This is a genomic window from Halobacterium rubrum (assembly GCF_021729015.1).
GTDB classification, from domain to species: domain Archaea; phylum Halobacteriota; class Halobacteria; order Halobacteriales; family Halobacteriaceae; genus Halobacterium; species Halobacterium rubrum.
Genome location: NZ_JAJQQZ010000001.1, coordinates 1,009,319 through 1,023,415, shown reverse-complemented (window position 1 = coordinate 1,023,415; position 14,097 = coordinate 1,009,319). Strand labels below are relative to the sequence as shown.

Sequence of the window (14,097 nt, the reverse complement as noted above, 5' to 3'; positions counted from 1 at the left end):
GAGGAGCTGTTCGACGATGCGGTCCCGTATCGGGCGCGAGGGCGGGACGCCGGCCTCGCCGACGCGCTCGACGGTGAGCACCGACAGCGGCGTCTCCTCGGTTGGCGCCTCGCTGGACGTGACGGTGACCGTGCTGCCGTCGCGACTGGTGTCGGGGTCACCGACTGGAGTGAGTTCCAGCGGGTCGCCGTCGAGGTCGAAGCGCGCGCTGGCGGCGACGTGAAACGACCCGTCGCGGTCGTCGTTTATCGGGAACCACCCGGAGACGGTGAACGCGTACTCGCCGCCGCCGAGCCCGGCGAGGTCGACGTCCTCCTCGGCGGCGGCGCCCCCCGTCGGCGCTTCGCTGTTGTCGACAGCGAGCGTCCACTCGTGGGTCGCGCCCGACGGGAGCACGTGCAGCGGCTCGGGGTGGTACTGGGGCGCGATTCGGTACCACTGGCCGTCGACGCGCTTCGAGAGCGTCCAGCCGTAGAAGTTGGCGCGGTACTCGTGGTCGGTGTCGTTCGCGAGCGTCAGCGTCGTCTCACCGGCCGGCAGCCCGACGGTCTCCGGGTCCGGCGAGAGCGAGAGCGCGGCGTCGGCGTGCTCGGGGTAGCAGACGGCGCGTCCCTCGTCGGGCACCGGACAGTCGACGGCCGACGCCGGCTCGCCGAGGTCCAGCAGTTCGGTGGGAGTGGTGGTCCCGTCGTCGGTCGTCGAGGTCCCCGGCTCCGTGCTCGTGGTGGGCGACTGCGTCGTCGTCGTCGCTGTCGTCGAGTCGTCCGACTGGCCGGGGGACCCCAGACAGCCGGCAGCGGCGCTGGAGGCACCGAGTGTCGCCACCGTGCCGAGGAGGGCGCGTCGCTTCATACCCCGTCGGTTTCACTGCTGCCGGTAAGTGTCTCGTGGGTGGTCAAGCGGCCGTTTCACATGAACATCCGGTCGTCGGGGCGCTCCGCCTCGGGCGCTTCCTCGAGGCGTTCGCTGAGCTGCTCGTAGTGGTCGGCGACCTCTGCCGCGAACGCCTCCAGCGGACCGGTGTCGACGTCGAGGCCGTAGACCTCGCTCGCGGTCTCCACGAGCCGGACAGCGGCCTCGGCGTCCGGCGCCTGTGCGTGGACGGGCGTCGTAAACACGGCCGCCCGGAACGGCGAGTCGATGCCGCGCTCGAGCAGCGCCGCGTTCACGCCGTCGAGGAACCCGTTGCCCATCGGCGGCACGTCGCTGTCGGCGAGCCGGGTGGCCTGATAGTCCTCGGTGGCGACGTAGTACGTCTGGTGATCGTCGGGGCCGTGGGGCATCGGTACCCCCGCCATCACGGCGACCTCGGCGACGTCGCTGGCGTCGAGCCAGTCGGCCAGCGCCGACGTGAACGGCTCGGCGGCCGACACGGGGACGAACAGCTCGCCGACGAGCACGGTCACGTCGAGGTCCTGGCGGGAGAACAGCCGGGTGTGGTGGCGGGGCGTGCCGTTCTCGAACGGCGTGATTGCGGGGAGGTCGTCGGCGGCGACGTGGCCGGTCTGTTCGAGCCCGAGGTGGTCGACGAGGTAGTCGGCGGCGGTGAGGCCGGCGAGCCCGAACTGGGAGAACCCACACAGCAGGATGTCGCCGGCCGCGGTCTCGTGACTGAAGTGGAAGGACCCGGCGTCGACGCTGGGGTAGGGTGTCGGCATGAGAGCACAGACGGCGACTGGCTCCTTAGCAGTTCGGCCCACTCGATCGACGGGGCGTCACTGCTGGAGTGGCGAGCACGGCATCCGGGTCGGCAGCGGGCGGACCGGTGGGTCAGTCGTCGGCGTGCAGGCGGACGCGGCCCTCGACGCTCGGGTCGATGCCCTGCTGGCGGGCGTAGGCGGCCAGCACCTCGTGCTGGACGTCGAGGCGGTCGACGCGGTGGCGTTCGTCGAGCGCGGGGAACTCGTCGTCCGAGTAGAACAGGTAGTCCGTGGTGGCGACGGTGTAGGTGGCGTCGTGGTCGACGGGCTCCCCGCCGACACGGGCCGCCGCGAGGCCGTCGCCGTCGTGCCACTCCAGCTCGGCGCCGGAGACGTGGGCGTGCCACCAGTCCGGTTCGGCGAACCCGAGGTCGCCGCCCTTCGCCGCGCGGAACACGTCCAGCAGTTCGGCGCCAGTGAGTTCGGCGACGGACACCGGCTCCTCGAAGGGCACGACGCTGACGAGGTCGGCGACGGTCACGTCGCCGTCGAGGGCGGGGCCGTCGCGGACGCCCCCCGAGTTCTGGAGGCCGACGTCGGCGCCGGCTGTCCAGCGGTAGGCGTCGGCGACGAAGTTCCCGATGCGGGACTCGCCCCGGAACAGCGTGCGTTCGGTGCGCTCCATCGGCTCGGCGACGTGCCCGACGACCTCGTCGAGGCCGGCGTCGGCCATCCGCTGGCGGAGCGACTCGGCGACGCCCTCGTGGACGGCGGCATCGTCGACGACGTGGCGGGTGACGTCCCCCGAGTCGAGGTCGACTTCGAGGACAACCTCGCCCCCGGAGCCCGGGCGCGTGATCAGCGTGTCGTCGATGCGTTCGACGCGCTCGCTGGCGATGTGGCCGCCGAGTACGGCGTCGACGGTGGTGGCGGCGGCGAGCTCCCCGTCCCCGCGGCCGAGGTGCGACAGCGCGACGACGTAGTCGGCACCGGCCGCCCGGAGGTCGGCTTCCGCGTCCTCGGCGGCCGCGATCGGGTCGGTGACGGTGAGGTCGCTGGCCATCGGGTTCAGTGCGGGCGTCGAGTCGTCCAGCACGCCGAAGAAGCCGACTGTCACGCCGTCGCGCTCGACGAGCGTCCACGGGTCGACGCCCGCGATTCGGTCGTCGCCGAGGAAGACGTTCGCCGACACCCACGTCTGTGGCGTGGCGGCGACGAGGTCGGCGGTCGTCTCCGGGCCGTAGTCGAAGTCGTGGTTGCCGAACGTCGCGACGTCGGGCTCGACGACGTCGTAGAGGTCCGTCGCCTGCCAGCCGCCGGTCACCAGCGACAGCACGCCCGGCGAGGTATTGTCGCCGCTGCCGGCCGCGATGGCGTCCCCGTCGCGCTCGGCGAGCAGGGTCGCCAGCCTGCCGGCCCGCTCGGGCGTGTCGTAGACGCTCTCGAGGTCCGAGTAGTGATAGATGGAGGGAGCCACGGTGGCGGATGGAGGACGCTGGCGGCCAAGGGGGTTTCGGAACCGGCACCCGGGAGAAAGCGATAAATGCGGGACCGCGGTAGGCGGGGGTATGCTGACGGTCGAGCGCGACGACGGCGGGACGCTGTACGTCGCCGAGGACGAGGGGGAGCGCGGGCAGGACGGCCCGTTCTTCGTGGTGTACCGGACCGAGAGCCGCGAGAATCGCTGGGGGTGGTACTGTTCGAACTGCGAGTCGGTCGACAACGCGATGGACTCGATGGGCCGCATCAAGTGCAACGTCTGCGGGAACTTCCGGAAGCCCGAGGAGTGGGATTCGGCCCACGAGTAGGCGCCCCGCCGGCGGGCTGCCGGCACCCTCGCTTCTTTGCTGCTGTGTGACACACACCGGGTATGGCCGAGACAGCTCTGCTGGCCGCCGAGACCCGGCGGCGCGTGGAGGCGTTCGTCGACGACTGGCTGACCGAGAACGACGTGCCCGGCGCGGGTGTCGCCATCGTGGACGGCGACGACGTCGCCTATCTGGACGGTTTCGGTGCGCGCGACCTCGAGGCCAACGAGCCCGCGACCTCGGACACCCTGTACGGCGTCGCGTCCATCACGAAGTCCGTGGTGGCGACGTGTGTGCTCCAGCTCGTCGACGCCGGCGACGTCGCCCTCGACGACCCCGTGACCGCGCACGTGGACGGCTACTTCGAGGGCCTGGCGGACCCGCCGACGGTCCACGACCTCCTGACGCACACGTCCGGGATGCCCAGCGACGGCGCGAGCGTCGCGCTCGCTGCCCGGATGCTCGGCGAGGGCAGCGAGACAGCGCCGCTGAGCAGCGACGGCGACCACCGCCGCCACGTCGAGCAGTCGCTCGGCGAGCGCGCCGGCGGCGGCGGCGAGGACGGCGAGCGCTTCTTCTACTACAACACGGGCTACACCGTGCTCGGCGAGCTGGTCGAGGCCGTGGACGGCAGAGCCCTCCCGGCGTACGTCGACGACGAGGTGCTGGCGCCGCTGGGGATGGACCGGTCGGTGCTGGCCGCCGACCCGACCGAGCACGAGGACGGCATGACGCCGTACCTGATGGACGAGGACGGGCCCGAGCGCTCGACGTTCCCGGTGAAGGGCATCGGCGCGGCCGGCGGCCTCCTGAGCACGGCCCGCGACCTCGCAGCCTACCTCCGGTTCGCGATGCACGGCGACGAGGCCGTCGTTCCCGAAGGGCTGCTGGAGCGCGCGCAGCGCGGCCACGTCGGCAGGGGCGAACAGGTCGACGGCACCGAGAAGCGGTACGGCTACGGCTGGATGCGGCGGTCGTTCCTCGGGGGCGACGACCTCGTCGGCCACAGTGGCACGCTGTCGGTGACGTCGGCGTACCTGGGGTTCCTCGCCGAGCGCGAGCTCGGGGTCGCGGTGGCGGCGAACACGGCCCCCGAGGTGCACCCGATGCACGTCGGCCCCGCGCTGCTGGCCATCGTGGAGGGCGAGGACCCGGCGGGCGCCGTGGCCTTCCACGGGCTGCGGGCGAAGGCCAGGCGAGTCGCGGGCAGCTACGAGTCCTACCGGGGTGTCGCGTCGGCCGAGGTGGAGCCCGCCGGCGGGGGCGTCGAGGTGAGCATCGATACGGCGCTCGGCGGGGAGACGGTGACCGCGCGCCCCGTGTCCACCGACCCCGACGACCTCGCGTTCGAGGCGGTGTCGGCGGCCGGCGACCGTGTGCCAGTCGAGTTCGAGCCGACCGCAGACGGCCTCGACCTCTTCGTGCGCCGGTGGCGGCTCCACGCCGACAGCGTCTGAGCAGCGATTCTACAGCAGGGTATGCTACTACCTCGCACGGCAAGAAGGTTTATGACCCGTGCCCGTGAACGAAGTAGTTGCATGGGAGCTGTTACCACTCCTCCCGACGAGCAGGCCCGGTCGATCTTCGACGACCTCGGGTACAGTCTCGCTGGCGACGGCGCCGAGTTCTCCGCCACCCGCGACTGGAAGGAGATACGAGTGCGCGCCGTCACCGACGACGTCGACACGAACGACGAGGGCGGCTACCGCTGCTTCGTCACGTGGGCGGAGCACACAGACGCCCTCGAACGCGAGCTCGAGCGCCGCGACCCGTCCGGCGAGTGGGCGGTGCTCGGCGTCGAGGAGGACGGTGACTACGAGGTCGCGCGCGCACCACCGGCAGAGTAACAGACGCCGCGCGACCGCGGCCGGTCTTTTTGCCGACTACCGAAGTTGTTCGCGAGCCGCAGCCATCCCGGCAGCGGCGTCCACGTCCGCGCCCAGCGCGTCGAACGCGTCCGCGAGCGCGGCGAGCACGAGCGTGACGTTCTCGGGCCGGGCGCCGTGGCCCATACAGCCGATGCGGAAGATGTCGCCCTCGAGGTCACCCAGCCCCGACGCAATCTCGAGGTCGTAGTGCTCGAGAACGTACTCGATGACGTCGCTGTCCTCGACGCCGTCCGGGACGTGGACGGCGTTGAGGCTCGGCAGCCAGTAGTCGTCCTCGGGGTTCAGACCGAGCCCCATCGCCTCGACGCCCGCCTTCAGCGCGCCGGCGACCCGCTCGTGGCGCGCCCAGCGCTCCTCGATGCCCTCCTCGGCGACCAGCCGCAGCGCCTCCCGCAGCGCGTACACGTTCGAGATGGGGGCGGTGTGGTGGTACGCCCGCTCGTCGCCCCAGTACCCCTCCAGCAGCGAGAGGTCCAGGTACCACGAGCGCGCCGGCTCGTCGCGGTCGAGCACCTTGTCCATCGCGCGGTCGTTCAGCGTCAGCGGGCTGGCGCCCGGCGGACACGACAGGCACTTCTGGGGCCCGGCGTACGCGGCGTCGATGTTCCAGTCGTCGACCCGCAGCTCCACGCCGCCGATGCTCGTCACTGTGTCCGCGATGACGAGCGCGCCGTGGTCGTGAGCGGCCTCCGTGATGGCCGGGACGTTCGTCTGTTTCGCGCCCGTCGACGTCTCGGCGTGCACGAACCCGAAGACGTCCGGGTCGAACTCCGCACAGGCGTCCGCGACGTCGTCGGGGTCCAGCGGCTCGCCCCACGGCGCGCCGACGCGCACGACGTCGGCGCCGGCGCGGCGCGCCATCTCCGCCATCCTGTCGCCGAAGTAGCCGTTCGTCGGCGCGAGGAAGGTGTCACCGGGTTCGGTGAGGTTCCCGATGGCGGCCTCCATCGCCGCCGACCCCGTCCCCGAGACCGGAATCGTCCACTGGTTGTCCGTCTGGAACGTGTACCGCAGCAGCTCCTGGGTCTCGTCCATGATCTCCACGAACGACGGGTCGAGGTGGCCCACGAGCGGCGTGCTCATCGCCTTCAGGACGCGAGGGTGTACCGGGCTCGGGCCCGGGCCCATGAGCGTTCGCTGCGGCGGCGACAGCTCTCCGACGTCGGGTGGTGTCTCGGACATACCTAGGCCGGGACGTGGCGGGCGCAAATACCTTCGGGAAGCGGTCAGGGCGCCGCTGTCCCGTGCAGGCCGTCGCAGCGCTGCCGCCGCCCGCTCCGCCACCAGCGCTTACGTACCCGGGGTGCGACCGGCGTCCCATGACAGCCCAGACCGCTGGCGTCGTCGAGCGTACTGTCGACGGCTTCGTCGACACCGTCGTCGGCGCGCTGCCGGACGTCGCCGCCGGCATCGTCTTCCTCGTGCTCGCCGCCGTCGCCGTCCGCGTCGTGATGACCGCCGTGCGCGCGCTGCTCCGGCGGACCTTCCCCGACCAGCCGGTCTACGTCCAGCTCGGCGGGACGCTGGGGTCCATCGTGCTCTGGTTCGGCGTCCTGCTGGCGTTCCTCTCCGTGGTCGGTCTCCCCGAGATCGCCGCTGCGCTCGGCACCGCCTCGGGCTTCCTCGCGCTCGGCGTCTCCTACGCGCTCTCCGGGATGCTCGCCGACGCCGTCGCCGGCCTCTACCTTCTGCGCGACCCCGACTTCAACCCCGGTGACGAGGTCGTCGCGGGCGACGTCACCGGCACCGTGCGCTCCATCGAGCTCCGGAAGACGCGGTTCGAGTCGCCCGACGGCGACACCGTGGTCCGCGCGAACGCCGACGTCGAGAAGAAGTGGACGAAGCAGGTCGAGTGACGCCCGCTAGCACGGCCGCCGACTGACTTATGACGTGTGGCGCCGTACACACCCGTATGTTCCTGGGACACGCCACGGCCGCGTTCGGGATAGTGGCGCTGCTCGCCCTCCAGACCGGCGTGTCCCGCCGCCGCGCGCTCGCGCTCGCCGGCGTCGCCGGCCTGTTCGCCGCTGCGCCCGACGTCGACATGGCGTACGCGCTGGTCGGCCTCGTCGGCGTCGACCCGACCCAGCCCCTCGCCGCGGCGAACTCCTTCTGGGGCGCGTCGACGGCCGTCCACCGGGGCGTGACGCACTCGCTGGTCGTCGCGCTCCCGGCGGCGGCCGCGTTCGCGCTCGCGCCCACCCACCGGCGGCTCGCAGCGGGCGTCCTCGGTGCGCTCGTCGCCGTGGCGTTCGCCGTCTCCGGCCCGCTGGCGGCAGTCGTCGTGGCGGCGTTCGCGCTCACCGGCTGGGTCGTCGCCCGCTTCGGGCACGCCGTCGGTGTGCAGGGTCGCAGCCTGCTCGCAGTCGCCGCGTTCGGCCTCGTCAGCCACCCGTTCGGCGACCTCCTCACGGGCGACCCCCCCGCGCTGCTGTACCCGCTCGACGCCGTCCTGCTCGGCGGTCGCGTGACGTTCACCGCCGACCCGACGCTCCAGGTGCTGGGGGCGTTCGGCGTCGAACTCGCGGCGGTTTGGCTGGGCGTGCTGGGCGCGCTCGCTGTCGCCGACCGCAACCTCGGCGAGTTCGTCGACTACCGCGCGGTCGCCGGCGCCGGGTACGCGCTGGCCGTGCTCGCCGTGCCCGCGCCGACACTGGACGCGTCCTACCAGTTCGTGTTCAGCGTGCTCGCGGTCGGCACCGTCGGCGTCGCACCGAAGCCGACGGCGCCCCGCACGCTTCCCTCGCTCCCGGCGGCCGCGCTGACGGGGCTGGCGGCCGTCACCGTCGCCGGCGTCGCGTACACCGCAGCGTACCTCGCCGGCGTCGCCTGACGAACCGATCGGGCCCGCGCCGAGCCCTGACGCTTAATGCCGGGCACGGACGTAGCAGCGAGTGTGGCTGGACCCTCGACCCTCGCGCCGCTCGTGCGGGACGAGCGCGCGAACGCCGCGCTCTCGTGGCTGGTCGCGGCAGTCGTCGCGGCCGTCGCCGTCGACAGCGCCGCCAGTGATATCGCCTGGGCGGCGTTCGCCGTCGCCGTCCTCGTCGTCGTCGCCGTGCCGCCGGTGGCGTTCCGCCAGCCGACCGCGATGCTCCCCTGGGAGGTCGTCGCCGTCGTCGCCATCCCCTGCGTCTGGCGCGCCGTCGCGACCACGCCGCTGACCGCCGACGTCGCCGCCTACCTCTCCGTCGCCGCGCTCGCGCTGGTCGTCGCCGTCGAGCTCGACGTGTTCACGCCCGTCGCGATGACCAACTGGTTCGCCGGCGTGTTCGTCGTGGTGACGACGATGGCCACCGCCGGCCTGTGGGCCGTCGTCCAGTACGCCTCCGACGTGTTGCTGGGAACGCGCTTCGTGCTGCCGGCGGCGCCGCCGCTGACCGACGCCCAGCAGACCGCCGCCGTCGACGCGCTGATGCTCGACTTCGTCGCGGCGACGGCCGTCGGCGCGCTCGCCGGGGGCGTGTTCGTCTACTACGTCCGGCGGTACGCCGACCCCCACGGCCGCCTCCCCGCGGAGGTCGCGGAGGTGGTGACGGAGTGACGCTCGGCGACCGCCTCGGCGTGTCCGCGCGTCGCCAGCGGCAGGCCGCCCGCGGGATGCAGCTGTCGCTGGTCGGCTTCCTGTTCGTCGGTGTCTACGAGGGCGACACGGGCATCGTGGCCAACGCCGTGCTGGGGCTGGCCGTCACGTACCTGCCGGCCGTCCTCGAGCGCGACTACGGCATCCCGATGGACCCGGGACTGACGCTGTGGATCACGTCGGCGGTGTTCCTGCACGCGCTCGGGGTCGTCGGGCTCCCGGGCAGCGGGACGAACTTCTACGCCCCCGGTGGCATCCCGTGGTGGGACCACCTGACGCACGCGCTGTCCTCGTCGGTGGTGGCCGGCGGCGGCTACGCGGTGGTGCGGGCCGTCGACGAGCACAGCGACGACGTCGAGTTGCCGCCGCGGTTCGTGTCGGTGTTCATCCTCTCGACCGTGCTCGCGGTGGGCGTGCTCTGGGAGGTCGTGGAGTACGCGCTGATGGCGGTCGGCGACCTGACCGGCGGCAGCGTCCTCACGGTCTTCGGCATCGGGGACGTCGTCCTCGACCTCGTGTTCAACGCCGCCGGCGCCGTCGTCGCCGCAGCCTGGGGGACGGCGTACCTCGGCGGCGTCACGGCGGCCCTGCGCCGGCGGCTGGGCGAGCGGTCGGCCGGCGAGTAGTTTTATACCGACACCCGTGGTACGGAGCCACATGGTATTCAAGAAGGTCCGACTCACGGGTACCAGCACGGAGAGTTTCGCCGCCGCCGCAGACGACGCCATCGACCGCGCCGAACAGACTCTGGACAACGTGATGTGGGCGGAAGTCGTCGAGCAGGGCGTCGAAATCGCGTCCGTCGACGGCCGCGAGTACCAGACAGAGGTAGAGGTCGCGTTCGAGCTGGAGAACGGCGAGTAGCGACTTACTCGTCCTCGAAGCGCGCGTCGACGCTCGCGGCGTGCCCCTCCAGTCCTTCGGCGTCCGCCAGCGTCGTCACCGTCTCCCGGAGGTCCTCGAGGCCCTCGCGGTCGAGGCGCTGGACGGTCGTCGACCGCAGGAACGTGTCGACGCTCAGGCCGCCCGTCACTCGCGCCTTCCCGTTCGTCGGCAGCACGTGGTTCGTGCCGGTCGCGTAGTCGCCAGCGGCGACCGGCGCGTACCCGCCGAGAAACACCGAACCGGCGCTGTCGATGCGGTCCAGCAGCGCCTCGTCGTCGTCGGCCTGAACCGAGAGGTGTTCGGCGGCGTACTCCTCGGCGAACACGACCGCCTCGCTCATCGACCGCGCGACGAACACGCCGCTGGCCTCGTGGTCGAGCGCCTGCCGGATGGTGTCGGCGCGCTCGCGGTCGTCGAGCCGGGCCGCGACCTCGTCGGTGATTGCCCCGGCGGTCGCCTCGTCGTCCGTCACAGCGACGACGCTCGCGTTCGGGTCGTGTTCGGCCTGCGCGAGCACGTCCGCCGCGACGAACCCGGGGTCGGCGGTCTCGTCGGCGACCACCAGCAGCTCCGAGGGGCCGGCGAGGAAGTCGATCTCCACGTCGCCCCGGACCTCGGCCTTCGCCGCGGTCACCCACTTGTTGCCCGGCCCGACGACCTTCTGGACGGTGTCGACGGTCTCGGTGCCGTACGCGAACGCGCCGACGGCCTGCGCGCCACCAATCTGATACACGCGGTCTGCGCCCGCGACGTGGGCCGCCGCCAGCGTCACCGGGTTCAGCTCCTCGGCCGGCGGCGTCGCCACCGCCACCTGCTCGACGCCCGCCACGACCGCCGGAATCACGCCCATCAGCACCGACGACGGGTAGGTCGCCGTGCCCCCCGGCGCGTAGACGCCGACGCGCTCGATGGGGCGGAACCGCCGGCCGAGCTCCCTTCCTTCCCCGAACTCCTCGCGCCAGTCCTCGGGCACCTGGGCCTCGTGGAACTCGCGGACGTTCGCCGCGGCGTCCTCGATGGCCTCGCGGACGCCGTCGCCGATCTCCTCGTAGGCGCGCTCGGCCTCGTCGGTGACGTCGAGGTTCCCGACCTCGACGCCGTCGAACTCGCTGGCGAACTCCCGGAGCGCCACGTCGCCCTCCGTCTCCACCCGGTCGAGAATCTCCCGCACGTCCGACCGCACCGCGTCGACGCCGGCGTCCCGCTCGAACAGCGCGCGGCGTCGGTCCGGCGCGAGGTCGGCGACGGCTTCGTAGTCCATACGTGCCGTTGGGTCGCCCGGCGTTAGTGCGTTTTCATCGGCCGTTGCCAACACCGAGAGGCTTAACCGCTGCCTGCGTCGAACGCAGGTCATGACGCTCTCTGCACTCGACGTCGCGACCAACGACGGCAGCGGCGACACCGGGGGCCCCTGGCAGCAGCTCGCGACGGGCTTCTTCGAGGCGTACCCGGAACCACTGTTCGTCGTCGACCGCGACGGTGTCATTACTGTCTGGAACGACGCAGTCGTCGAGATGACCGGGCTGGCCGCCGAGCAAGCGGTCGGCACCCCCGCCATCGAGGTGTTCGGGACGGAGGGCGAAGACGAGACGCTCGCCGACACCGTCGCCCGGCTCGGGGAACCGATACGCGAGGACGACATCCGAACGGCAGAGATGCCGTCCGGCACCCAGCACGCGCAGGCGTCGGCCACCCCACTGACCGACGCCGACGGGGAGGTCGTCGGCGCCGTCGAGGTGCTGACGCTAGTCACGGACGTCGTCGAGCAGCGCCAGCGCGTCGAACGAGCCCAGGAGACACTCACCGAAGAGGTCGAGGCCGCCGTCAACGAACTCACCGACGCGAGCGAGGAGGTCGCCGACTCGAGCCAGCAGATCAGCGACCTCGCGGCCCAGCAGGCCGACCGTATCGACGAGGTCGCCGAGGACGTCTCTCGGCTGTCGGCGACCATCGAGGAGGTGGCTGCCAGCGCCGATGAGGTCCGTCAGCGCAGCGAACAGGCGCGCGAGCGCGCCGAGCAGTCGCTCGAAGCTGCCGAGGACGTACTGGACGCCGTCGAGGCGTTCGCCGAAGCTGGTGACACCGTCGGCGAGAACACCGAGGCGCTGCACGACCGGCTGGCGGAGATCGACCAGCTCGTCGACGTCATCAACGACATCGCCGACCAGACGAACATGCTGGCGCTGAACGCGAACATCGAGGCCGCTCGCGCGGGCGAGGACGGCGAGGGCTTCGCCGTCGTCGCCGACGAGGTCAAGGACCTCGCCAAGCAGTCCCAGAGCCAGGTGGCAGAGATCGAAGCGCTGGTCGCGGACATCGAAGCGGACAGCGAGGAGACGGCCGAGAGCGTCACTGCGGCCATCGACGAGGTCGAGGCGGCCCGAGAGGCCGCCGAACAGCTGGTCGAGAATCAGACCGCCATCGTGGAGGGCATCGGGGAGACCGCCGACGGCGTCGCGGAGATCGCCGACGCGACCGACGAGCAGGCCGAGACCGCCGAGGCCATCGCGGGCGTCGTCGACGAGGTCGTCGAGCGCGCCGACGAGGTCGCCGACGAGACGTCGACCATCGCCGCCGCGAACGAGGAGCAGACGGCGATGCTCTCCGACATCGAGGAGGCCGTCCGCGACGCCGAACGGGCACTCGACGGCGCCGGTGACTCGGGCGGCGACTGAGCCCGACCAGAACGGACGTTCCCGCTACAGATTCGCCTGCCTGCTCCGGGGTCGGTGGTAGTCTTTTTGTCGACACGGCCGTAGTGACAGACAGCGATGTCCGTGCGCAGTCGACTCCAGGGCTGGCAGACGATGTTCCAGATAGAACTGCTGTACGGTGTGCTGTTCGTCGGCGGGTTCGCCGTGCTCGTCTACCGGTTCGACCCGCGAGTCGCCGCCTTCGAGGCGGGCCTGGTGGTCGGGTACATCCTGCGCGTCTGGGAGAAGATGTCCATCTACGAGCGCGCCATCCAGCAGGCCGTCTCCGAGGAGGCCGAGGCGCAGGTGCAGGCAGAAGCCGAACAGCGCGTGCAGGCGGAGGCCGAGGAGCGCGTGGGCGACGAGGTTGCCGAACAGGTGCCGCCGGAGGTCGACGAGCGCGTCGCCGACGAGGTCGAGGAGCGCGTCGAGGAGACGGTGACCGAGGAAGTCGGCGACCGCGTGGAGGAAGAGGTCGTCGACGAGGTCGAGGAGACGGTCACCGAGGAGGTCGCCGACGAAGTCGAGGAGCGCGTCGAGGCGGAAGTCGACGAACGGGTCGAGGAGGAAGTCGCGGAGCAGGTAGCGGCTGAGGTCTCCGAGCGCCTCGAGGAGCCCGCCGAGACGGACGGCGCGAGCTGACTACTCGACCGGGGACCGGTCGACGGTCTCGACGGAGGCGTCCGGAGCGACGTCGACGCTGACGGCCTCTCCGCCGTGCTCGAATCGGACCGTGAGCGCAATCGGGTCCCGCGACCGCACCGAAACCGCAGTGTCGTCCAGCTCGGGCCATATCTGGGAGGGGTGGTGGGCCGTCGTGTCGAAGCCGTGTTCGACGAGGAACCCCTCGACGACGGGGTGGAAGGTGGCGATGGTGGTCCCGGAGAGGGTCGCCGTGCGGCCGCAGCGCGGACACGAGAACTCCGCCAACGACGGGCCGTCGGCGGTGGGCGCCGAGACCAGTTCGGCGTCGATTCGCCCCGTGCAGTCCGCGCAGAAGCCATCGAGTGTGCGGCGGACGCGCTGGTGGTACCAGGCCGCGGCAGCTTCCGGGAACGCCGACCGGTCGACCTGGTCGACAGTGGCCGGCGGCAACGGGATTCGGGCCCCGCTCCCGCAGTCCCGGCACTCCATGCTGGCGGCGCCGTCGGCGTACGCGACGGTCATCCGGCCGCCGCAGCGCTGGCAGTGCCACCCGACGTCCACGGGGTCGACGGCCGCGTCGGCGGTGTAGCTGCCGGCGTGGATCGCACCGACGACCTGCCGGCCGGCGTGCGTGAGCGCGTAGCCGCCGTCGGCCTCGCGGACGAACGCCCCGCGGAGCTTCTCGAGGTGGTAGCTGAAGTTCCCGGAGTCCCGGACGGCGTCGACGGCGGCGAACAGCCCGGAGAACGAGACGGCGTCCTGGGGGTGGTCGGCGAGCGCTCGAAGCACGTCGACGCGGGCTTCTGCGGCGAGCAGGCCGAAGACCTCGGCGGGGTCGCGGGCGTCGACCGCCACTCGGTCGGTGTCTTCGGTCACGCCGGACTGTTGCCGGCCAGTCGTAATGAGTCTGTTCCGGCGCCCGTCGGCGCGGCGGCTGTACGACACTACAGATGA

The 14,097-nt window shown here is 71.8% G+C and carries 17 protein-coding genes; 12 read left to right on the top strand and 5 right to left on the bottom strand.

Features of this window, described 5'->3' with window-relative positions; all coding sequences use genetic code 11:
* Positions 1–16: 16 nt before the first annotated feature.
* Both LT971_RS05605 and LT971_RS05600 read left to right on the top strand, forming a co-directional pair.
* Positions 17–223: a hypothetical protein gene (locus LT971_RS05605; RefSeq protein WP_237005868.1), complete on the top strand. Its 207-nt coding sequence runs from the start codon at positions 17–19 to the stop codon at positions 221–223.
* A 447-nt stretch (positions 224–670) separates the two neighbouring features.
* Complete coding sequence (locus LT971_RS05600) at positions 671–880, top strand: hypothetical protein (protein ID WP_237005867.1); 210 nt, start codon at positions 671–673, stop codon at positions 878–880.
* 28 nt (positions 881–908) lie between these two features.
* Here the strand turns inward: LT971_RS05600 and LT971_RS05595 are convergent, their stop codons facing one another.
* On the bottom strand, positions 909–1,658 hold the full coding sequence (locus LT971_RS05595) for a proteasome assembly chaperone family protein (protein WP_237005866.1): 750 nt from the start codon (positions 1,656–1,658) through the stop codon (positions 909–911).
* Between the two features lie 112 nt (positions 1,659–1,770).
* Positions 1,771–3,117, bottom strand: a complete 1,347-nt coding sequence (locus LT971_RS05590; protein ID WP_237005865.1) for a bifunctional metallophosphatase/5'-nucleotidase — start codon at positions 3,115–3,117, stop codon at positions 1,771–1,773.
* Positions 3,118–3,208: 91 nt separating this feature from the next.
* Here LT971_RS05590 and LT971_RS05585 point away from each other — a divergent pair, with 91 nt between their 5' ends.
* From LT971_RS05585 to LT971_RS05575, 3 genes are all read left to right on the top strand, one after another.
* Positions 3,209–3,448: a DUF5816 domain-containing protein gene (locus LT971_RS05585; RefSeq protein WP_237005864.1), complete on the top strand. Its 240-nt coding sequence runs from the start codon at positions 3,209–3,211 to the stop codon at positions 3,446–3,448.
* A 62-nt stretch (positions 3,449–3,510) separates the two neighbouring features.
* Complete coding sequence (locus LT971_RS05580) at positions 3,511–4,905, top strand: serine hydrolase domain-containing protein (RefSeq protein WP_237005863.1); 1,395 nt, start codon at positions 3,511–3,513, stop codon at positions 4,903–4,905.
* 81 nt (positions 4,906–4,986) lie between these two features.
* On the top strand, positions 4,987–5,295 hold the full coding sequence (locus tag LT971_RS05575) for a DUF7116 family protein (RefSeq protein ID WP_237005862.1): 309 nt from the start codon (positions 4,987–4,989) through the stop codon (positions 5,293–5,295).
* A gap of 36 nt (positions 5,296–5,331) precedes the next feature.
* On the opposite strand, the gene LT971_RS05570 is transcribed toward LT971_RS05575, so the two are convergent.
* The gene (locus LT971_RS05570; RefSeq protein ID WP_237005861.1) at positions 5,332–6,519 is read right to left on the bottom strand and encodes a pyridoxal-phosphate-dependent aminotransferase family protein; all 1,188 of its coding nucleotides are present in this window, start codon (positions 6,517–6,519) and stop codon (positions 5,332–5,334) included.
* Between the two features lie 137 nt (positions 6,520–6,656).
* On the opposite strand from LT971_RS05570, the gene LT971_RS05565 reads away from it, so the two are divergent.
* From LT971_RS05565 to LT971_RS05545, 5 genes are all read left to right on the top strand, one after another.
* Entirely contained in the window at positions 6,657–7,193 is a 537-nt protein-coding gene (locus LT971_RS05565; protein WP_237005860.1) for a mechanosensitive ion channel domain-containing protein, read from the top strand.
* A gap of 56 nt (positions 7,194–7,249) precedes the next feature.
* Positions 7,250–8,170 (top strand): metal-dependent hydrolase, encoded by a 921-nt coding sequence (locus LT971_RS05560; RefSeq protein ID WP_237005859.1) that lies wholly within the window; start codon positions 7,250–7,252, stop codon positions 8,168–8,170.
* A 63-nt stretch (positions 8,171–8,233) separates the two neighbouring features.
* Positions 8,234–8,881 (top strand): hypothetical protein, encoded by a 648-nt coding sequence (locus LT971_RS05555; RefSeq protein ID WP_237005858.1) that lies wholly within the window; start codon positions 8,234–8,236, stop codon positions 8,879–8,881.
* Entirely contained in the window at positions 8,878–9,546 is a 669-nt protein-coding gene (locus LT971_RS05550; protein WP_237005857.1) for a DUF2238 domain-containing protein, read from the top strand. Before LT971_RS05555 ends, LT971_RS05550 begins: the two co-directional genes overlap by 4 nt.
* Positions 9,547–9,577: 31 nt before the next feature.
* Positions 9,578–9,784, top strand: a complete 207-nt coding sequence (locus LT971_RS05545; protein ID WP_237005856.1) for a dodecin — start codon at positions 9,578–9,580, stop codon at positions 9,782–9,784.
* Between the two features lie 4 nt (positions 9,785–9,788).
* Here LT971_RS05545 and hisD read toward each other — a convergent pair whose 3' ends face one another.
* A complete protein-coding gene (gene hisD, locus LT971_RS05540; protein ID WP_237005855.1) occupies positions 9,789–11,066 on the bottom strand; it encodes a histidinol dehydrogenase in 1,278 nt (425 codons plus the stop codon).
* Positions 11,067–11,157: 91 nt separating this feature from the next.
* Here hisD and LT971_RS05535 point away from each other — a divergent pair, with 91 nt between their 5' ends.
* Both LT971_RS05535 and LT971_RS05530 read left to right on the top strand, forming a co-directional pair.
* Positions 11,158–12,480 (top strand): methyl-accepting chemotaxis protein, encoded by a 1,323-nt coding sequence (locus tag LT971_RS05535; RefSeq protein ID WP_237005854.1) that lies wholly within the window; start codon positions 11,158–11,160, stop codon positions 12,478–12,480.
* Between the two features lie 96 nt (positions 12,481–12,576).
* On the top strand, positions 12,577–13,140 hold the full coding sequence (locus tag LT971_RS05530; RefSeq protein ID WP_237005853.1) for a hypothetical protein: 564 nt from the start codon (positions 12,577–12,579) through the stop codon (positions 13,138–13,140).
* On the opposite strand, the gene LT971_RS05525 is transcribed toward LT971_RS05530, so the two are convergent.
* A complete protein-coding gene (locus LT971_RS05525; RefSeq protein WP_237005852.1) occupies positions 13,141–14,019 on the bottom strand; it encodes a DUF7351 domain-containing protein in 879 nt (292 codons plus the stop codon). It lies immediately after the preceding gene.
* Between the last annotated feature and the right edge of the window lie 78 nt (positions 14,020–14,097).